We start from the raw sequence: 20,336 nt of genomic DNA on the forward strand, positions 1-20,336 counted from the left end.
CAACCTTTCGTTTTATTCAGGGAAATGCCGTACATGCCCTCCACACGGGTGCAGTACATGCAGACAAAGTTCTGCGGGATCCGCAGGAAGTGGAACCCTCCACCCTTCGAATTCCGCAGAACGATTTTCCTTTGAAGTCTTACAAGGTTTTATCCTGGTTCAGGCCTGCCTGACAGCTCCGCCTGTCTCTTAGACTTCTTTGTAATCTCCGTCTACCACGTCATCGCTGCCGTAGCCCTCCGGGCCAGCTCCTGCTCCTGTGTCAGCGCCGGCTCCTGCTCCCGGGTTCGGGCCTGCGCCTGCGCCTGCATTTGCGCCTGCCTGCTCGTACATCTTGGCAAATACCTTCTGTGCGCTCTGCATCAGTTTGTCCTTGCCTGCCTTGATCTCAGCGATCTGCGCGTCGGATATATCTTCCATGTTTACTTTTTCCAGTAATTCCTTCAGAGCCTTGCAGTCAGCCTCAACAGCGGCCTTCTCGGAGGCGTCGATCTTGTCTCCCACTTCCTCGAGAGCCTTCTCTGTCTGGAATACGAAAGCGTCGGCGTCGTTCTTTGTGTCAATGCCCTCTTTGCGCTTCTTGTCCTGTGCCTCGAAGGCAGCCGCCTCTTTCACAGCCTTGTCGATATCCTCCTCGGACATGTTGGATCCGGCTGTGATGGTGATGTGCTGCTCTTTTCCTGTTCCAAGATCCTTAGCGGAAACATTTACAATACCGTTTGCGTCGATGTCGAATGTAACCTCGATCTGCGGTATTCCACGGGGTGCCGGCGGGATGCCGTCCAGTCTGAACTGGCCGAGAGATTTGTTGTCCTTTGCGAACTGTCTCTCACCCTGTACTACGTTGATGTCAACGGCTGTCTGGTTGTCCGCAGCTGTGGAGAAGATCTGGCTCTTCTTTGTAGGAATAGTCGTGTTCCTCTCGATCAGCCTTGTAGCTACGCCGCCCATTGTCTCGATGGACAGTGACAGAGGTGTGACATCCAGAAGCAGGATATCGCCTGCGCCTGCGTCGCCTGCCAGCTTGCCGCCCTGGATGGAAGCCCCAAGTGCCACGCACTCGTCCGGGTTCAGGGATTTGCTGGGCTCCTTGCCTGTCAGCTGTTTTACCTTATCCTGTACAGCCGGGATACGTGTGGAACCGCCTACCAGCAGTACCTGGCCAAGCTCAGATGCTGTGATGCCCGCGTCAGAGAGAGCTCTCTGTACAGGCTCTGCTGTCTTCTCTACCAGGTCGTGTGTCAGCTCGTCGAATTTTGCCCTTGTCAGGTTCATATCAAAGTGCTTCGGTCCCTCTGCTGTTGCAGTGATGAACGGAAGGTTGATGTTTGTCGTTGTAGCGGAAGAAAGCTCCTTCTTAGCCTTCTCAGCAGCTTCCTTCAGTCTCTGGAGAGCCATCTTGTCTGTGGACAGATCCACGCCCTCCATCTTCTTGAACTCGGAGATCATGTAGTCTGTAACCTTCTGGTCAAAGTCATCGCCGCCCAGCCTGTTGTTTCCGGCTGTGGAGAGAACCTCGATAACACCGTCACCGATCTCGATGATAGACACATCGAAGGTACCGCCGCCCAGGTCGTATACCATGATCTTCTGCTCTTTCTCATTGTCAAGGCCGTATGCCAGCGCTGCCGCTGTAGGCTCGTTGATGATACGCTTTACATCAAGGCCGGCGATCTTTCCGGCATCCTTTGTGGCCTGGCGCTGCGCATCGTTGAAGTATGCGGGAACTGTGATGACAGCCTCAGATACCTTCTCGCCAAGGTAGCCCTCTGCGTCCGCTTTCAGCTTCTGCAGGATCATGGCTGAAATCTCCTGGGGAGAATATTTCTTGCCGTCAATCTCTACCTTGTAGTCTGTTCCCATCTCTCTCTTGATGGAGGAGATCGTTCTCTCAGCGTTTGTGACTGCCTGACGCTTTGCGGGCTCGCCCACAAGACGCTCACCTGTCTTTGTAAAGGCAACTACAGAGGGTGTGGTTCTCGCGCCTTCTGTATTCGCGATAACTACCGGCTGTCCGCCTTCCATGACGGCTACACAGCTGTTTGTTGTACCTAAGTCAATACCTATGATTTTTCCCATGATGTAATTCCTCCTGTTATATTTTAATTTTACTTGTCAGCTTTCTAGTTTGCCACCTTCACCATGCTGTGTCTCACGACACTGTCACGGTACATGTAGCCCTTCTGGAATTCCTCGGCTACTATATTTTCGCCTAAGCTCTCATCCTCCACATGCATCACTGCGTTGTGGAAGGCGGGATCGAACTCCTTGCCCACCGCCTCGATCGGTGTCACGCCGATCTCCTTCAGTGTGGTCATCATCTGTTTGTACACCTTATCCATGCCCTGCATGAAGGGGTGCTCCTTCTCCTCCTCTTTGACCGCGTCCAGGCCTCTCTCGAAGCTGTCCACGATGGGGAGGATCTTTTCTATGATATCTTTCGCACCAACCTCGTACATCTGGGATTTCTCCCTCTCCGTGCGCTTGCGGAAGTTATCAAACTCAGCCATCTGTCTTGTGAGCTTATCTGTCAGCTCCTCGATCTTCTCGTCTTTTTTGTCTTTCTTCTTTCTGCCAAAGAGCTTCTTCCCCTCGGCCTTGTCTTCCTCCGGGGAAGCCTCCTCAGACTCCTCCTGGCCGTCTGCTCCGGCCTTCTCCTCCTTCTCCCCGTCCTCAACGGGAATCTCGCCGTCACCAGGATCCCCCTGGGCGGAGGCGGTCTTCTTAGCCTCTTCCACGGCCTCCTTTACCATCTCCTCCTGGCTTTTTTCCTGTTTTACTTCTTCCTGATTGTTTTTATTTTCTTCCAAGGGTCCATCCACCTTTCTTATTCTTTATTATGGAAAATCGCATCCAGCTCGCCCTGCAGGTGCTTCAGCGATTTCAGTACATGCTCGTAATCCATCCGCTTCGGCCCGATGATACCTATCGTTCCCTTCATGCCGTCCCCCAATTCATAGGTGGCGGTGACGACACTGCAGTCCTTCATGGTCTGCACCGGCGTCTCGTCTCCGATATACACCTGGATGCCTGTGTTGTCCTCCTGGGAAAGGGTCTGCGTGACCAGCTCCGTGAGCTGCTGCTTCTCCTCAAAGGCACTGATGATCTCCTGTGCGCTCTTCTTGTCACTGAGCTCCGGATATTTGAAAATATTCGTGGCTCCGCTTGTGTAGATCTGCATATCCTCGTCCACCTGGATAGCGTCCGCCACTGCGTCGAGCACATCGCTGATCACCGCGCTGTGGATGCCCGCCTGTTCCTTCAGCCTTGCTATCAGTCCCAGATTGATCTCCTCTATGGACATGCCGTTCAGCGTTGTGTTGAGCAGCATGTTCAGCTTCAGGAGATTTTCATTGCCAAGCGGCTCATCTACATTGATGATCTTGTTCTTGATAACATTTCCTCCAAGCACGATCACCGCAATGATCTGCTCATCGTCCACCTGGGAAAGCTGGATGAACTTCAGCTTGTTGGCGCTGTTCATGGGAGTGGAAACCATGGTCGCATAGTTGGTGTTTGCCGCCAGGACTCTTGCGGCCTGCTTCAGGAGCTGATCCATCTTGTCTGCCTTATCCAGCATCTGCTCCTGCATCTCATTTAGCTCCTGTTCCTTCTCCTCCATCAGCATATCCACATATAAGCGGTATCCCTTGTCGGAAGGGATCCTTCCCGCTGATGTATGGGGCTGCAGGATATATCCCAGCTCTTCCAGATCCGCCATCTCATTGCGGATCGTCGCAGAACTCAAATTCAGGTCCGTGTATTTGGAAATGGTCCTGGAGCCCACGGGCTCACCTGTTTCCAGATAGTTCTGGATGATCGCATGAAGGATTTTCAGTTTTCTTTCACCCAGTCCATCTTTGGCCTGCATCCTTACTGCCTCCTTTTTGTATTGTTAGCACTCATTTGGTACGAGTGCTAATCTCTACGGTTACTAATGTATCACTATGGTTTTTATTTGTCAACAGGATTTACAAATTTTTTATACTTTACAGGAAATTTGTGAAAATTCTTATTTTATATGCTATACTCAGATTCTGACCACGCCTTCCCGTGGCGCGCAGAGGACCGGAGCTGCAGACCGGGCCGAGAGAAAAACAGGAGGTCAGGACCGAGAAGGAGGACAAAAGGATGGACAGGACCATTTCATATATAATAGGGAATAAAGAGGACGGCCTTCGGGTGGAGCAGGTGCTCCGGCGGAAGGGCTACTCCCGCCAGAATCTTTCCTCCATAAAAAGGATGCCCGAGAGCATCCTTGTAAATGGTGTACCTTATTATATGCGCCGACAGGTCCAGGAGGGGGACACACTGACCGTGCGCATCCGCGAGGCCGGCGTCTCCGAAAAAATCCCGCCCATCCATCTGCCGCTGGATATCGTCTATGAGGACGAGGACATCATCGTCCTCAACAAGCCCGCCGGCATGCCCGTCCATCCCTCCATGAACAACTACACAAACACCCTGGCCAATGCCCTGGCCTGGTACTACAAAGAGCAGGAAAAGCCCTTCATCTTCCGCTGCTCCAACCGGCTGGACCGGGACACCTCCGGCCTCACGGTGGTGGCTAAGCACCTGGTCAGCGCCGGCATCCTCTCCACCATGACAGCAGAAAAGATCCTGGAGCGGGAGTATCTGGCCATTGTATCCGGGCACGTATCCCCCTCCGCCGGCACCATCTGTGCCCCTTTAGCCCGTAAGGGCACCTCCATCATCGAGCGGATGGTGGATCTTGAAAAGGGGGAGGAGGCAGTCACACACTACGAGACGCTGGGGCACTACGGACCCCACAGCCTTGTAAAACTGAAGCTGGAAACCGGCCGCACCCACCAGATTCGGGTCCACATGCAGTATCTGGGCTATCCTCTCATTGGAGACTACCTGTACAATCCGGATATGACGCACATCAGCCGACAGGCACTCCACTCCCACCGGCTGTCCTTTTCCCATCCCATGACCGGGGAACCTATGGAATTCACTGCCCCTCTTCCGGAGGATATGCAAAAAGTGCTCCGGGTCACATCGTCCTCTCCAGCTTCAAAAGAGTAAAAAAAGAAGACCCCGGAACCATTTTCTCTTCTCCGGGATCTTCTCTTTGCACGTCCGCTTTCAGCACGCTCTTTTAGCTCAGTTCGATCTTTGCAGCCTCCTCAGGCTTAAAAGTATTGTCCAGATCATAGATATTGTGTCCGGTAGACTCTCCCAATACTCTTCCCTCCAGGGAATAGCAGCGGATAAAGCGCTTGGGGGCAATGCTGGACCAGTGCTCCACATCCCAGGTCATGTACCCGTCCTCATCCGACTTTTTCTCCTTCAGATACAGATCCACCTGGCGTCCATCCTGCATGATCTTGATGAGTTCCTTATAATCAGCAATCTCCACGTCTTCCTTTTTTACTGTGTCGTAAATCTTCATCTCTCTCCTCCTGCCCTGCCCGGGCTGTCGTTCTAGCATCAGTGTACGCTTTTCGCCGCTGTATGGCAAGCCTTATTTTCTCCCGCACTCGCCCGCTGTCCCCCGCAGGACCTCAAGCCCGTGGCCCAGCTGGGGCAGGAGGAACTCCAGGGCCTCACGCACCGCCTTGGGACTGCCGGGGAGGTTGACGATCAGAGTACCGCCCCGGATGCCGGAGACCGCCCGGCTGAACATGGCCCTGGGGGTAATGGACAGAGAGTGGCTGAGTATGGCCTGGGCAATACCATCGGCCATCCGGTCGCAGGCAACCCTGGTAGCCTCAGGCGTTAAGTCCCTGGGGGAAAATCCGGTACCGCCGGTGGTGAATATCACATCCATCTGCCGCTGGTCCGCCAGGCGGATGAGCTGGCTCTTTAACGGCTCGATGCCATCTGCAAGGAGCAGCTGCTCCTTCACCTCATAGCCCGCCTGCTCCAGCATCTGGGCCGCCAGAGGGCCGCTCCTGTCCTCCCGCTCTCCCGCAGCCCCCTTGTCGCTTAAGGTGATGACCGATGCTGTAAAGGGGCGGTCTGATGCCGGAAGCTCCATCTCCACTTCATCCCCTCTGTGGATACGCCCGTCTTTCACAACCTCGGCAAACACGCCCTCTCTTGGCATGATGCAGTCCCCCATCTTCTTATATATTTCGCAGTGGCTGTGGCATTCCTTGCCGATCTGGGTCAGCTCAAGGACCGCCTCCCCGATGTGGAAGCGGGTGCCCACCGGCAGTTTTCTCAAGTTATATCCCTCCACGATCAAGTTCTCCCCGAAGGCTCCAAAGTCCACATCTGCGCCCTTGGCCCGGAAGTCTTCAATCTTTTCAAAAGACAAAAGGCTCACTTGGCGATGCCAGTTTCCTGCATGGGCGTCCCCCTCGATACCCCAGTTTTCCTTGAGTACAGCTTCCTCTACTTCCTTTTTCTGCGTACCCCTTCTCTCGCTGATACAGATTCCCAGCACTCTTCCCATCACATCCTCCTACTCTTCCCTACAGGACATATGCGCCCTGCATTTGGGATCCTTTTCTACCTCGATTTTGTCAAATTCGCAGCTTAATCCATCATACTGCAGTATAGTCCCCAGAAGAAGTCCCCTACCTCCCAGGATCCTTTTCACTGCTTCTACCGCCTGCAGGCATCCGATCACTCCCACCACAGCGCCAAGCGCCGGCACCAACGCAGGGCTTTTTCCAAGGTGATACCCGATACATTCCAGACAGGCCGTCTCCCGGGAAATATCCATCACATATCCGTAAAATCCATGCACAGCGCCTTCTACAAGAAAAATGTCCTGTGCAAGGCAATATCTTTCAACAAGAATCCGCGTCTCAACACTGTCTACACAGTCCACGACAATATCCGAACTGCCCAGAATCTGATCTACATTTTCTTCTGTCAAATAACATGAAAGGGCCTCCACACAAATCTGTGGATTCATCTTTTTCAGCTTTTTCGCTGCCAAGTCTGCTTTTTTCTTTCCGATATCTTCTTCCCAGTAAAGAAACTGTCGGTTCAGATTTGATTCAGAAACCATGTCTCCGTCCACCATGCGGATTGTTCCCACGCCGGCTTCAGCAAGATAGACAAGGGCTGGCGCCCCCAGGCCGCCGCATCCTACCACGGTCACCACAGAGTTTCCCAGCTTTTTCTGCCCTTCAATTCCAATCTCCGCCATCAGGATTTGCCTGTCATATCTCATACGCCTTCTCTCCTGTCTTTATATCTTTATATCAGAATAATCTTTCCGGTATTCTCCGTGCCGTATCCGCCGGCCTTCTTCACTCTTTCATGGAACTGTTCTGACCGGAGAGTGTGGATAAAATCCTGAATAAAAGGCAGTGCCAGATTCTTTCTATCTATGGCGAAATCATATTCTTCTTCCCCCACCTGGATAAATGAGAGATCCATGGTCTTTGCCGCCGCATAAATGCCCATGGCTGCATCAACACCTCCATCTTTCACCAAAGCCGCAGCCGCCATATGGGTCGCTGCCTCCAACTCATATCCCTCGATCTGTTCCGGACGGATACCCGCTTTTTTCAGCAGATAGTCCAAAAGCACACGGGTACCCGCTCCCCGCTGACGGTTAGCATACCTACATTCCGGAAGGTCTTCTATACCGCGTATTCCCTTCGGATTTCCCTTTTTTACCATCAGTCCCTGGATTCTGCTCACTCCTTTGATAAGAGCCATCTCCTGGTCCGGAAAGATGCGTTTCAGATAGGCAGTATTATAGACTCCAGTCTCCTCATCCAGAAGATGGGTGGGGGCAATGTGGGATTCGCCCCGTTTCAGCGCCATCAGTCCCGCCATACTGCCCACATGAGTACTGGACAGATGCATGCCGGGAAAAAGCGTCGGCAGAAGGTCGGCCAGAAAATCCATGATCATATCATGGCTTCCTACGGAAACAATGGTATGCCGGATTTCATCTCTGGGCCGCCACAGCTCAACCTGTACCGTCTCTCCTGCTTCGTATCCCTCCAGGTTCTGGTCTATAACACACACGCCATCTGCTTTTACCAGGCTGGTAGCTGCAGCCGCACCTCTTGCCAGAGGGGAGGCCACAAGCCTCCCGTTCACTTCCCCTACTTTAACACGCACATATTCTTTGTGCTTCAGTGATGAGACAAGACGTTTAGAGACCACTGCCTCCTCCATCGGTTGAGCATCGGAAACAGCACCAGTAAGCATTTCCATGACCGGCTTTACAAAGGTCGCAAAATCAATGTAGGCCGAAACAGGATATCCTGGAAGTCCGATCACCGGTTTATTGTCCGCAATCGCCAAAATCACCGGTTTCCCCGGCTTGATGGCAACACCGTGAATCAAAACGGTTCCCAGTTCCCGCATGACATGAACCGTATAATCCTCTGTACCAGCACTTGAGCCGGCGTTGACGATTACTATGTCATCTTTTTCCAGAGCCCTGCTGACTGCCCCTTTGATCTTCTCATAGTCATCTTCAATGATGGGGCTCACATCCGGCTCCCCGCCATACTGCTGCACAAGTGCGGCAAACATGCCGGAATTGGAATCGATGATTTCTCCTTCTCTGGGCGTCTGTCCCGGAGCTATCATCTCCGTGCCGGTAGGGATGATTCCTACTCGAGGACGGGCGGTCACCATAACCTTGCAAATCCCGCCCCCCAGCAGGACGCCGATATCCACCGGCCTGATCCTGTGATGTCCCGGCAGGAGCATTTCACCGGCCACAATATCCTCCCCAATCGGGCGGATATGACTCCAAGGTGAGACCGCAGCAATAATCTGAACCGTATCCTCGTCTACCTCCAGAAGATCTTCTGCCATGATGACTGCATTATAGGGCTCCCGGACCGGATCCCCAGTATCCACCACCTTAAAATCCTTCCCTCTCTTCAGCGTGAGGGGATGCTCCTCGCTGGCTCCTGCCGTGCGTGCTGCGTTCACCATAATTCCGTCCATTGCAGACGCATTGAAAAGCGGCGAACACAAGACGGCGTGAACCGCCTCCGCTGTAATCCGTCCTAGGCTGTCCTGTACAGGTACCTCCTCTTTTCGAACCGACACACACTTCTTAATTTCTTTATTATATAGTTCTTTTGCTTCATCCACCGGCGTGGTGTGCAGATACAAATTCCTTTTTTCCATATGTCTGCTCCGTCCTCCTTCTAAATCAGGAATACGTCCACTGTCTCTCCCTTTTTCAAGCCTTCCTGATTTTCCGGAATCATGATATATCCATCCGCTTTTGTCAGGATGCTTATCAAACCTGATCTTCCAAACACAGGCACTGCCTTTCTCCTGCCATCTTCATCTCTTACAAGCTGTACCGTCTGACAGACAGCCCGCCCCGGTGCTGCAGGGATATTCACTGTCAGTTCCGCAGGAATCGGCCAGGACTTTTTCTGACCGCTTCTGTCTTCCCAAAGCCAGCCGATCAAAAGCTGAAACACGATCATAGCCGCAGAAGGGTGACCCGGAAGTCCCAGAAGGATTGTCTCCGTCGACGCATCGTACCCCAGGATTGTGGGTTTTCCTGGCTTAAGGGCAAGTCCCTGGGTTAGAAGTTCCCCATCTGCAAGTTCGCCGATCACGGATGCCGTCTCATCTTTACGCCCCTTGGAACTCCCCCCAGACACCGCTACGATATCACTTTCCCTCATTGCTTCCCATATCGTTTCTTTCAGCAGATTCCTCTCGTCTTTCAGTACATGGCAGCCGCAGACCTCTAGTCCGGTCTTTTTCGCAACCGCCTGCAGGGCGTACGTATTGATATCCCGCACCTTTCCAGGGTTCATTTCCCCACCAGGCGGTATCAGTTCATCTCCTGTGGAGATGATGGTAATCTCCCAGGGCTTTACAACCTGGACCCTCTGTTTTCCCAGTGCCGCCAAAAGTCCGATTTCCTGGGGCCTCAGAACAGTCCCTTTCGCAAGGGCTACCCTGCCGGAGTGCAGGTCGTCACCTCTGTAGACAATATTTCCGCCGGAAGGCACGGATGCATACACTGCTATCTCCATATCTGAAAAAAGTTCGCAGTATTCCACCATGACAACGGCATCAGCTCCCGGGGGAAGCATGCCGCCAGTTGGAATATACATACATTCTCCCGGCCCGATGCCGTGCGTTGGTGCACAGCCCATCTCCACTTCCCCGGTAACCTGCAGGATTGTGGGAAGGTTTTCCGATGCACCAGATGTATCGGCGCTCCTCACAGCATAGCCATCTACCGTTGACCGATCAAATCCAGGCACATCCTCCTCTGCATGCACATCCTCCGCCATTACTTTTCCGAGGGCATCTTCCACAGGAAGCTCCTGCACTTTCACTTCAAGCCCCTGTATGGCCTTTTTCAATTTCTCTCTGGCCTGAGCCACGGTATCTACCTGCAATAGTTTCATTTTTTATCACGCTTCCTTTTTCCATGTAATGAATGGTCTCACATAGCTGATGCACTGCCTCCAGCTGGTGGCTCACAATAATCCAGGTGATAGGCTCCTTTTTCTGTATTTCCCTGATCATCTCTATAAAAAGAGTCTCACTCTCCGTATCTAAATTAGAAAATGTCTCATCGATCATGACCAGTTTCGGCTGGAAGATCACAGCCCTCAGAAATGAGAGCTTCTGTCTCTCCCCGCTGGACAGAGATCTGGCGTACTGCCTCTTCTGCCCCAGAAGCCCCGCCTTCCTAAGGAGTTCATCTGTCTTATTCTCATCAGGATGGATATGCCGTATCTGCAAAGGATAGATGAGGTTTTTGTACACAGATGCGTCCATCAGGTAAGGTCGCTGAGACAGCATGGTGATTTCCCGAAAGCCAATCCCTTCGTAATCAATAATGCCACTGTCAGGTGTATAGATGCCCGCCAAAATCTTAAGAAGGACTGTTTTCCCGCAGCCATTTGGTCCGATGATTCCATGTATCCGACCTGGTTCTATATCAAGATGATCGATCTGAAGGCAGAAATTTCCAATTTTCTTTTCCAGGTCAGTAATTTTCATTTTCACTTTCCTCTCTCTGCAATATGTCGCAAATCCACTGAAGGATAAAAGCCATTACAAGAAGCAATATGCCCAGCGCCACACCTTCTGTAAAGATTCCCTGGCTTTTCAGAAGGGAAATCGTTGTCGTCATGGTCCGGGTCCGGCCTCTGATGTTACCTCCCACGAGCATGACGGCCCCTACCTCACTAATGGAGCGACCGAACCCGGTCACCATGCAAAAATAGATTTCTCTTCTCAGCTCCCGGATAATAAGCCCGGTCGTCTGCCACCTTGTTGCTCCCATAGTCACCGCAAACTCACGGATGGAAGGGGCTGATCTTCTGAGGTAGGAGTAGATCATGCCACAGATGATCGGGGTGATGATCAGCGTCTGGGCAATCACCATTCCTTGTATCGTAAATAAAAGCGACAGAGAGCCAAGAGGCCCCCTGCGCATCAGTAACAGATATACGATCAAACCGACTACCACAGGCGGTGAACCCATAAGCGTGCGGTTAAATCGGATCATAATCTTTTTACCCGGGAACTGGAAACGTTCCAGCAAAAGACCAAATATGATTCCCAATACGGAAGCAATACCGGTGGAGCAGACTGCCATGGTAAACGTTACTCTCACAGCACTCAGTATATCCGGGTCAGAAACAACGCTTTTCAGCCACTCCAGCATCCTTCACTTCCTCCTTTTATGCGTCTGTCCCCGCATTCGGTGTAAACAGTGCCTGTCCATACTCTTCGACCCCGTATTCACCGATCAATTCCTGTACTTTGTCAGAACAGATCCATTCGATAAAGTCATCCGCGCCTTCCTTGTTGACTTCCGGATACTTTTCCGGATTGACAGCGATCACACCGTACTGGTTCAGCAGGCTGTCATCCCCCTCACAGATAATATCCAGCTGGTAATCCAGCGTTGCGTCCTGGCTCTGCTTCAGCCATGTACCACGATCTGTCAGGCAGTATGCCTGCTGCTCGTCCGCCATGGTGATAGTAGCTCCCATTCCCTGTCCGGATTCCACATAATTTGGATCTGTCGTCGGATCGATCCCCAACTCTTCCCAGATTCCTTTCTCCTTCTTATCTGTACCGGAGTCATCGCCTCTGGAAACAAACGGGAGTTGGTCATTGACAATCTGTGTAAATACTGCATTGATATCCTCTGTCTTTTCGATGGGCTCAGAAGGGCCTACCACGATAAAGTCATTATACATCACAGGGAACCTCTCAACCCCATATCCCTCTGCCACAAATTCTTCCTCGCTGGATTTCGCATGTACCAAAACAATATCCACGTCCCCGTTCTCGCCCATAGCAAGAGCCTCACCAGTTCCGACGGCCGTCCACTCCAGATCCCATCCCGTGTCCTCCTTAAACAGAGGCTGGAGATAGTCCAGAAGGCCGGTATCCTCTGTGCTGGTGGTAGTTGCCATCATCAGCGTACCCTTGTCTTCGGGCGCTGTCTCTTCCGTCTGCTCCTCGCTCTGAGCATCTGTTCCTTCACTTTCCGCAGGCTCCTCTGACTGCCCGCCGCAGGCTGTCAGCCCGATGCACATCACTGTCACAAGAAAAGCTGCTATTAACCTCTTCATAAAATCTCCTCCTTTTCAGTCAGGTATTTCTAAAATTGTTCCATTTTCACAAAAGAAAATGGTCTCTGAAAAAGAAGACCACACAAAAATAACCTGTTCTTTTTGCGGATGTTCTTTTCAAATACGGAAGGCATCCTCTTTTCAAAAGATACCCATTGGCCTGCTGCCCTGGTCCCCGTTGACTTTAGGCATACAGGCTCGAATTCCTGCAAACTATATAAAATTGTATATATTGCCTTCAAGCTGCCATCTCTTATTCTACCCTCCTTATTTGTTCTTGACTCCTATCCACCGATCCGAAACATCTTTTTATGCTCGAATTCCGCTGAATCGTCCACTTCAAAATGATGGCATGCTGGTTTGTAATAAATAGTCCTATTTATCGCCCGGATCAGTTCTTCCTCCGAAGCACCGTTCCGTATCATCTCTCTTAAATCCTCTCCGGACGCATATTGGAGACAGGGCTTTAAAAAACCTTCTGCCGTCATACGAATCCGGTTGCATTCAGAGCAAAACTTGTGGGAAAGGGCGCTGATAAAACCAATCTTTCCCGCAAACCCGTTAAAGTGTACATATGTGGCAGGGCCATTTCCAAAATTTCCGTCAAGGTACTGTTCGGGGCCAAAGGTCTCCCGCAGTCGCTCTAATACTTCTTTCTGGGAGCTCCCCTGAAAATCTCTTCCAAGCCCCATCGGCATCATCTCGATAAACCGCACATCGATTGGTCTTTCTCTGGCTATCTGCGCCAGCCTGACCCACTCTTCCTCGTTCAGCCCCTTAAGTGGAACACAATTGATCTTTACTTTCAGTCCAGGGCAGGACACTGCAGCCTCCATGCCTTCCAAAACCGCAGCCAGCGCATCCTTTCTCGCTATGGACGCATACATGTCCGGATCCAGTGAATCCACACTGATATTAACGGCACTGATCCCAGCTTTTGCCAGCTTCCCGATCTGTTCTTTTAAAAGGATTCCGTTTGTTGTAACTGTTACTTCCTCGATTCCCGGAACTGCTCTTAAAGCTTCGACAAGTCCGGCCAGGTTTTTCCTGACAAGGGGTTCCCCCCCTGTCAGTTTGATTCTGGTGATTCCGACTGCTGCTGCTGCATTTACGATCTGCACGATTTCATCATAGGTGAGGATATCCTGATGGGACACCTGCTTAATGCCCTCCTCAGGCATACAGTATATGCAACGAAGGTTGCAACGATCCGTGACCGATACCCTCATGTAATTTATCTGTCTTCCGTATTGGTCTTTCATGAGCCGGTATACTTTCTCCTCCTTAAATCATATCTCTATTTTACACAATTCCATAGGTATGTGCCATTGTATCTGTCATTTTTTTCTTCCGGCATTCCGGACATAGTTCTTCCGTCTCTTCCCCTGTTCTTTTAGCTACAAGCTCCAGCTCCTCTTTTGTCCCGATAGGAACGCCGCACTTACGGCAATGGGCGATTTCAAAGGTCCGTCCCCATACCTCCCGCGTCTGCCCGTCATCTTTATAAGAAATGGCATCAGTGGGACAAATACTGACACAACTTAAGCAGCCCACACAATCTTTGGACGGCTCATCGTAGGGCGTGGAAATCTTCTTTGAAGTCCCCCGCAGCACTGTTGAAATTGCTCCCGTCCCCATCTTTGCGCAGGCTCCTACACAAAGGCCGCACATGATACACTTTTCTCCGTCAATCTGTATAAACCTGCTACCATCCGCCGCGCCGTAAGCGCTACACAGCGCATCGATCAAATCACTTTCCGGCGCCCTCTCCTTGAGTAGCATGAGCACCACCGCCCTGTCTTCCTTCACCCGTTCACTGTCGGTATAGACCTCGCAGGGACGTTCCACCGGATACACACAGGACACTACGATCTTGCTCCTGCCTTTTTCCACAACTTCCACAAGACAGACTCTGCAACAGGCCTGTCCGGGAATTGCGGGGTGATGGCAAAGTGTGGGAATGTAAAACCCGTTCCGCCTCGCTACATCCAGAAGATACTCTCCTTTTTCGCAGATACATGTTTTCCCGTTAATGGTGATCTCTATCATGCTTCCTGCCTCCTTCCCACTGCTTTTACCGCATCGAATCTGCATGCTTCTCTGCAGCTTCCGCAGGAAATGCATTTCGAAAAGTCGATCTTATGAGGCATTTTTTTGTCTCCGCTGATTGCTCCCACCGGGCATCCTTTCGCACACATGTCGCAGCCGATACATTTTTCTCCATCAATCTCGAACCGGGTCAGATTCTTGCAAACGCCCGCCGGACATCTCTTTTCCCGGATATGAGCCTCATACTCATCCCTGAAATACTTGATCGTTGTGAGTATTGGGTTGGGTGCGCTCTTTCCCAGGCTGCAGAGGGAAGAGTCCTGTACCGCATGGCCAATCCGCTCCAACAGTTCAATGTCTCCTTCTCTTCCCCTGCCCTCGCAGATATCTGTCAAGATTTCCAGCATACGCCGAAGGCCCTCCCTACAGGGCGTACACTTCCCGCAGCTCTCCTCACAAAGAAAATTTGTATAGTATCTGGCCACTTCTACCATGCAGCTTCTGTCATCCATGACAATCATGCCGCCGGATCCCATCATGGCGCCGTACTTTGCCAAAGAGTCAAAATCCACTCTCAGGTCCAGCATACTCTCTGGAATACAGCCTCCGGAAGGTCCACCTGTCTGTACCGCTTTAAAAGGCCTGTCGCCAATGATGCCGCCACCGATGTCAAAGATCAGATGCCTGAGAGATGCGCCCATAGGCACCTCCACAAGGCCGGTCCTTTTTACTTTACCCACAAGTGCAAACACCTTAGTCCCTGTACTCGTCTCCGTGCCAATCTGCGCGAATTTTTTCCCGCCGTCCCGGATGATCAGGGGGATATTGGCCAACGTCTCCACATTGTTCAGAACTGTAGGCTGATTCCAAAGTCCTTTCTGGACGGAGCGTATATATTTTGCCCGTGGTTCACCGACCCTTCCTTCAATCGAGGCCATCAGCGCAGTGGATTCCCCGCAGACAAAGGCACCGCCACCACGGACCACGGACATGTGAAGTTTCTTTGACGTACCCATGACAGAGTCACCGATGATTCCCCTCGCCTCTGCGTCTTCCAGGGCCTTTCTCACATGCTTGACCGCCAGATCATACTCATCACGTATGTAGAAAAATCCCTCCTCTGCTCCAATGGCGATAGCCGCGATGGCAAGTCCCTCGATTACTGCATGGGGATCTCCCTCCAGAATGGACCGGTCCATGAAAGCTCCCGGATCTCCCTCGTCACCGTTGCACGACACATACTTCGGAAAATTGTCGTAGGAGGCTGCTGTCCTCCATTTCCTCCCTGTCGGGAACCCGGCACCGCCGCGTCCGCGAAGCCCCGACTCCTCCACTTCTGCGATCACTTCATCAGGCGTCATCTGCAGAGCTTTTCTAAGCGCCTCATAGCCACCCTGTTCCAGATAGTCGTCAATATTTTCCGGATCGATCTTCCCGATATGGCGCAAAGTCAGCTTCTGCTGGTGAGCATAGAATGGATTCTCTTCCTGAGAGCGCACCCGGTTTCCCTCATTATCCTTATACATAAGGCGGGGAATCTCCTGGTCGCCCAGCACGCTTTTCTCCAAAATTTCCGACACATCCTTTGGCTTTACTCTGTAGTAGACCAGGTTGTCTGGCATGATCTTTACAATCGGCCCATTTTCACAGAATCCATTACACCCCGTTGTCTTAATCTGCGGAATCACATCCACTTCTGCCTGCTTATGTCCTATCTCCTCCCGGAAGGTTTCTACTAAATACATACTGCCATTTGCACGGCACCCGGTACCGCAGCAGATCAAAATCTGTTTTCTCATACTACTAAGCACCGCCTTCCCTGACTGCCTGGAGTATTTCTTTGAGTTTCTCCAATGTAACTTTTCCATAGTAGACGTCATCCACTACCAGAACCGGCGCCAGTGCGCAAGACCCAAGACAGTTGACTGTTTCCAATGAGAACATACCGTCCTGCGTTGTTTCCCCCGGACCAATCTTAAGCTCTCTTTGAATCCCATCGATCAGCGTAGTTGCACCTCGGATATGACAGGCTGTCCCGTCACAGCATTTGATGATATGTTTTCCCTTCGGCACAAGACTTAGCGCTTTGTAAAAGGTCGCCATGGCATAGAGTGAAGCCACGGGGCAACCAAGTTCTCCCGCAAGTGCCTCCATCCCCTCCCGGGGCACATACTGAAATTCCCGCTGCATATCCTGCATGATCGCAAGGGCATACCTTTGGTCTGGCTGATAGGAATGAATGATCTCCCCAATCCTTTTCTCGGATACTTCCATCGTCTTTCACCACCTTATTGTTATCCGCCAGCCACCACAGGGAATATAGACACTGTATCTGTCGGGGACAGCTTTGTGTCAATCCCTCCAAGATGCTCCACATGCCGTCCGTTTACCAAGATAATGATTTCTTGTCCGAGCTCCGTTCCGTCCGGTGTCAGCAGCTTTTCGCGGAGTCTGTCCCCGTAGGTCTCGCTTAAGGCAATCGTCAGTTTCCGGACATCCTCCTGATAAGGAAAATCCACCGCCTTACATTTTGTATATTCTCTGAGGTAGGCAAAAAATTTCACTGTCATCTCTTACTCCCGGCAGGCGGACATAGCCGCCTGCCTTCCATATTGTCTTTATAATCCAAGTTCCCTGTCCTTCTCCGGTGTGGGGGTTCCTTCTGTATCCCAGCCTCTCACCTGATAGTACTCCTGCAGCATAGTATGCAGTTCATTGACTTTTCCCTTCGCAGGCCCATCAGTCAGCTGTTCTCTTAAAAGTCTTGGCGGAAGCGTATCCTTCTCCACGCCTGCCGCAATGTTAAATTTCTTCTCCAAGTTCCAGATTCTCTCGCCTTTCAGAAGAATATCTGCATCGCTCTCATCGCTGCCTACTGCCTCCCGGTACTGGGAGGCGATTTCCGGCAATCCCAGTGCAAAGGATGTGAACAGGCACACGCCTGCTGAGTCGATAAGAGCCGTTAGATCCTGAAATGTCTTTAGCATGGATGCCTTCCCTTCGGTTACCAGCGGATCCATCTTCACAGGCAGACCCAGGACTTCCGGGGAGGTCATATATCCACGCACATGGCAGCCGCCCCGATTGGATGTAGCATATTCCAGTCCGATCCCTTGCAGGGCGCGGCCGTCGTAAGCCGGCATCTCCTGCTTTTTCACGGACATTGATAGCTCTGGATGTCCATACTTTTCCGCCAGCCGGTATGAACCCATTGCCAGCTGCTTCCCGAATCCCTCGTTCTTGCCTGTCATTTCCGCCAGTTTTACCATAGTCGCCGCATCTCCGAAACGCACCGGAATACCGCCCGTATCTTCCTCTGTTATGTACCCTGCCTCAAATAATTCCATAGCACATGCAATGGTCGCACCAAGAGTGATGGGATCGAAGCCATATTCGTTACAGATAAAGTTTGCCTTGCAGACAGCCTCCAGATCATCAATGCCACAGTCTGCGCCAAAGGACCATCCCGCCTCATATTCCGGCCCCTCTCCTCTGGACTTGAAGGGACCGTTTGGGATATCGACCACACGGCCACAGCCAATACAGCAGCCGAAACATCCCTTGTTCCTGATCAGATACTTTTCTGTCAGTGTCTCGCCGGAAATATTATCCGCCTTATCATATACAGCACCATCTCTTCCATTACGGAGCGGAAGTCCGCCGCTCTCATTGATAATATTTACCAGTATCTCCGTACCATAGGCTGCCAGTCCTGTCCCTGTTACCGGGTGTGCCTTCAGAATCGTTCTCGCATTCTCAATAGCCTCCAGAAACTTCTCCGGTCTTGCCACATAGATGGATTTCGTTCCCTTTACAGCTACTGCTTTCAGCTTCTTACTTCCCATCACGGCACCCAGGCCACCCCGCCCTGCTGCCCGGTGTTTGTCATTCATAACGCCGGCATACAAGCAGAGATTCTCACCGGTAGGTCCGATACAGGATACACGGAAAGACTGCCCACAGATCCGGTTCAATTCGTCTGTCGTTTCATAGACAGTTCTGCCCCACAGATTGGAGGCATCCCGCAGTTCCACTTCATCATCATTAATGTAGAGATACACCGGATGATCGCTTACCCCTTCAAAAATAATGCCGTCGTATCCAGCATACTTCAGTTCCGGCCCAAAATGTCCGCCGGAGTTAGCTGCTCCAATAGTCCCGGTCAGTGGTGCTTTTGCCACCACTTCGAATCTTCCGCTGCAAGCTGCCGCCGTGCCGGTCAGCGGTCCTGTCATAAATATTAAGTTATTGTCCGGCCCCAGTGGATCCACATTCGGATCCACCTCATCACAGAAATATTTGGTCCCCAGCCCTCTGGCTCCCACGAAATCCTTTGCAGACTGCATATTCAGGGGCTCTTTGCGAATTGTTCCTGACGAAAGATCAACACGAATGATTTGTCCCATATATCCGTTCATCATGCCTTTGCCTCCTCTCCGAATACGTCTTTAAATCGGTCGGCCACAGCGCGTTTTCTATCCATTCCTTCATCCGGGTCCTCATAAGTGATCGCTCCGGTCGGACAGAATTTTGCGCATTTGGGTTCACCACCGCACAGATCACATTTATGTACCTGCTTTTTTTCCTTATTGAAGCTGATATTCCCCAGCGGACAGGCATTCATGCACATCTTACATCCGATACATTTTGTATGGTCCATGACAACTGCACCAATTTCATCTCTGCTGATCGCTCCCACTGGGCATATCTCCAGACAGCAGGGTTCTTCACACTGCAGGCACATAACAGGAATATTGATCGCCGCTTCTTCGTATGCCATGACTGTCACATTGGCATTTCTCGGATTGAACGCCTGGTCATGACCAAACGAACAGACCAGTTCACAGGTTCTGCATCCGATACATTTTTCAGGCTTGATCATTAATTGTTTTCCCATTCCGTTCCAACCTCCTTTACATAAAAAAATCCATTATCATATCTTCCGATATAATAATGGCTCCTTCGCAATCAGGCAGGCAGCCTCGTTCCCAAGACTACCCATTGGTCCCGCCTTCCCGTAAACAAATCGGCACGCACACGTCGGAAGCACTGGACTCGGAGTTTATATCATGTTTCTTTTATTCATTATAATACAAATCACCTGATTATTCTATATTTTATTTCTTTTTTTCTAATAATTTATAGTTCTATTCGTTATTTTTTTGACGTATTTTTACTCGCTCACCCTCGCAAATGCTCCCACCTGATACACTCACGGCATACCAGCACCCTTCCCGGAGCAGACAGGGCAGGCCCCGCTTCACTCTCTCACATTCTGCAAAGCATCTTCCCTTCCCTTTTTTGATCTCAAGAACTATTCCCTTACATACCAGTTGCATCCCTTTTTTGATCGTTCCCAGTTCGTCCTTGGGAATATCAATCCACATATTGGCCTTAAAACGTCTGAAGCACAGTCCCTGCACGCTCTGTCGCAACATCCATTCTCCAGCGCTGACCGCAGCTATGCTCACTGGAGCATCCACATCTTCAAAGTGGAAATCTCCTCTGACACCTTTCCCTTCCACGATTTCTGCGGTTCTTATCCTCCTTCCTGGTTTCCCTTTCTCCTCGAATATATATAGGGCATCTACCCTGCCGCTGCACTCTCTGCTCATGCTTTCACTCCACTCCTCTTCATAACTCCATCTAAATTAGCGGCGGCCTGCCCTCTACAGAGCCGTCTTTATCCAGAACTAAGTTTAACTGCATACGAAAAAAAAGGCAAGCCATGCTTGACATTTCATTCGCCTTGTCATA

General features: G+C 51.3%; 20 protein-coding genes and 2 riboswitches. Of the genes, 1 reads left to right on the forward strand and 19 read right to left on the reverse strand.

The genetic code is table 11. From position 1 onward, the window contains the following. Positions 1-189 precede the first annotated feature (189 nt). The 3 genes from dnaK to hrcA are packed head-to-tail and all read right to left on the reverse strand — an operon-like array spanning position 190 to position 3,871. Entirely contained in the window at positions 190-2,079 is a 1,890-nt protein-coding gene (dnaK, locus tag NI21_RS0112740; RefSeq protein ID WP_033126588.1) for a molecular chaperone DnaK, read from the reverse strand. Positions 2,080-2,123: 44 nt separating this feature from the next. Continuing rightward, positions 2,124-2,810, reverse strand: a complete 687-nt coding sequence (gene grpE / locus NI21_RS0112745) for a nucleotide exchange factor GrpE (protein WP_347562459.1) — start codon at positions 2,808-2,810, stop codon at positions 2,124-2,126. A 17-nt stretch (positions 2,811-2,827) separates the two neighbouring features. Next, positions 2,828-3,871, reverse strand: a complete 1,044-nt coding sequence (gene hrcA, locus NI21_RS0112750) for a heat-inducible transcriptional repressor HrcA (protein WP_033126589.1) — start codon at positions 3,869-3,871, stop codon at positions 2,828-2,830. Between the two features lie 260 nt (positions 3,872-4,131). Here hrcA and NI21_RS0112755 point away from each other — a divergent pair, with 260 nt between their 5' ends. Further along, positions 4,132-5,049, forward strand: coding sequence for an RluA family pseudouridine synthase (locus NI21_RS0112755; protein WP_033126590.1), 918 nt, complete (start codon positions 4,132-4,134; stop codon positions 5,047-5,049). 73 nt (positions 5,050-5,122) lie between these two features. Here NI21_RS0112755 and NI21_RS0112760 read toward each other — a convergent pair whose 3' ends face one another. The 16 genes from NI21_RS0112760 to NI21_RS0112840 form a co-directional block, all read right to left on the reverse strand. Next, on the reverse strand, positions 5,123-5,416 hold the full coding sequence (locus NI21_RS0112760) for a hypothetical protein (protein WP_033126591.1): 294 nt from the start codon (positions 5,414-5,416) through the stop codon (positions 5,123-5,125). A gap of 72 nt (positions 5,417-5,488) precedes the next feature. Further along, positions 5,489-6,424 (reverse strand): MOSC domain-containing protein, encoded by a 936-nt coding sequence (locus tag NI21_RS0112765; RefSeq protein WP_033126592.1) that lies wholly within the window; start codon positions 6,422-6,424, stop codon positions 5,489-5,491. Positions 6,425-6,433: 9 nt separating this feature from the next. Further along, positions 6,434-7,153 carry a HesA/MoeB/ThiF family protein gene (locus tag NI21_RS0112770; protein WP_033126593.1) on the reverse strand — a complete coding sequence of 240 codons (720 nt, stop codon included), beginning with the start codon at positions 7,151-7,153 and terminating at the stop codon, positions 6,434-6,436. Between the two features lie 26 nt (positions 7,154-7,179). Beyond that, positions 7,180-9,087 (reverse strand): molybdopterin biosynthesis protein, encoded by a 1,908-nt coding sequence (locus tag NI21_RS0112775; RefSeq protein WP_033126594.1) that lies wholly within the window; start codon positions 9,085-9,087, stop codon positions 7,180-7,182. A 20-nt stretch (positions 9,088-9,107) separates the two neighbouring features. Further along, the gene (glp, locus tag NI21_RS0112780) at positions 9,108-10,340 is read right to left on the reverse strand and encodes a gephyrin-like molybdotransferase Glp (protein ID WP_033126595.1); all 1,233 of its coding nucleotides are present in this window, start codon (positions 10,338-10,340) and stop codon (positions 9,108-9,110) included. Further along, positions 10,270-10,941, reverse strand: a complete 672-nt coding sequence (locus NI21_RS0112785; RefSeq protein WP_081958080.1) for an ABC transporter ATP-binding protein — start codon at positions 10,939-10,941, stop codon at positions 10,270-10,272. Before NI21_RS0112785 ends, glp begins: the two co-directional genes overlap by 71 nt. Further along, positions 10,928-11,611, reverse strand: a complete 684-nt coding sequence (locus NI21_RS0112790) for an ABC transporter permease (RefSeq protein ID WP_033126596.1) — start codon at positions 11,609-11,611, stop codon at positions 10,928-10,930. Before NI21_RS0112790 ends, NI21_RS0112785 begins: the two co-directional genes overlap by 14 nt. Positions 11,612-11,627: 16 nt before the next feature. Further along, positions 11,628-12,530: a substrate-binding domain-containing protein gene (locus NI21_RS0112795; protein ID WP_033126597.1), complete on the reverse strand. Its 903-nt coding sequence runs from the start codon at positions 12,528-12,530 to the stop codon at positions 11,628-11,630. 94 nt (positions 12,531-12,624) lie between these two features. Beyond that, a riboswitch (molybdenum cofactor riboswitch) is annotated at positions 12,625-12,746 on the reverse strand. 68 nt (positions 12,747-12,814) lie between these two features. Next, positions 12,815-13,792, reverse strand: coding sequence for a GTP 3',8-cyclase MoaA (gene moaA / locus NI21_RS0112805; protein WP_033126599.1), 978 nt, complete (start codon positions 13,790-13,792; stop codon positions 12,815-12,817). 40 nt (positions 13,793-13,832) lie between these two features. Next, the gene (locus tag NI21_RS0112810) at positions 13,833-14,579 is read right to left on the reverse strand and encodes a 2Fe-2S iron-sulfur cluster-binding protein (RefSeq protein WP_033126600.1); all 747 of its coding nucleotides are present in this window, start codon (positions 14,577-14,579) and stop codon (positions 13,833-13,835) included. Further along, complete coding sequence (locus NI21_RS0112815) at positions 14,576-16,378, reverse strand: NADH-ubiquinone oxidoreductase-F iron-sulfur binding region domain-containing protein (protein WP_033126601.1); 1,803 nt, start codon at positions 16,376-16,378, stop codon at positions 14,576-14,578. The genes NI21_RS0112810 and NI21_RS0112815 overlap by 4 nt, the downstream gene beginning before the upstream one ends. A 4-nt stretch (positions 16,379-16,382) precedes the next feature. After that, on the reverse strand, positions 16,383-16,853 hold the full coding sequence (gene nuoE, locus NI21_RS0112820; RefSeq protein WP_033126602.1) for an NADH-quinone oxidoreductase subunit NuoE: 471 nt from the start codon (positions 16,851-16,853) through the stop codon (positions 16,383-16,385). A gap of 20 nt (positions 16,854-16,873) precedes the next feature. Continuing rightward, positions 16,874-17,149 carry a MoaD family protein gene (locus NI21_RS0112825; RefSeq protein ID WP_033126603.1) on the reverse strand — a complete coding sequence of 92 codons (276 nt, stop codon included), beginning with the start codon at positions 17,147-17,149 and terminating at the stop codon, positions 16,874-16,876. A 48-nt stretch (positions 17,150-17,197) separates the two neighbouring features. After that, positions 17,198-19,000 carry an aldehyde ferredoxin oxidoreductase family protein gene (locus tag NI21_RS0112830; RefSeq protein WP_033126604.1) on the reverse strand — a complete coding sequence of 601 codons (1,803 nt, stop codon included), beginning with the start codon at positions 18,998-19,000 and terminating at the stop codon, positions 17,198-17,200. Beyond that, complete coding sequence (locus NI21_RS0112835) at positions 18,997-19,476, reverse strand: 4Fe-4S dicluster domain-containing protein (protein ID WP_033126605.1); 480 nt, start codon at positions 19,474-19,476, stop codon at positions 18,997-18,999. The genes NI21_RS0112830 and NI21_RS0112835 overlap by 4 nt, the downstream gene beginning before the upstream one ends. Before the next feature lie 44 nt (positions 19,477-19,520). After that, a riboswitch (molybdenum cofactor riboswitch) is annotated at positions 19,521-19,652 on the reverse strand. Between the two features lie 74 nt (positions 19,653-19,726). After that, positions 19,727-20,194: a hypothetical protein gene (locus tag NI21_RS0112840; RefSeq protein WP_033126606.1), complete on the reverse strand. Its 468-nt coding sequence runs from the start codon at positions 20,192-20,194 to the stop codon at positions 19,727-19,729. Positions 20,195-20,336 lie beyond the last annotated feature (142 nt).

It is taken from the genome of Eubacterium sp. ER2 (assembly GCF_000765215.1).
Taxonomy (GTDB): Bacteria; Bacillota; Clostridia; order Lachnospirales; family Lachnospiraceae; genus Claveliimonas; species Claveliimonas intestinigallinarum.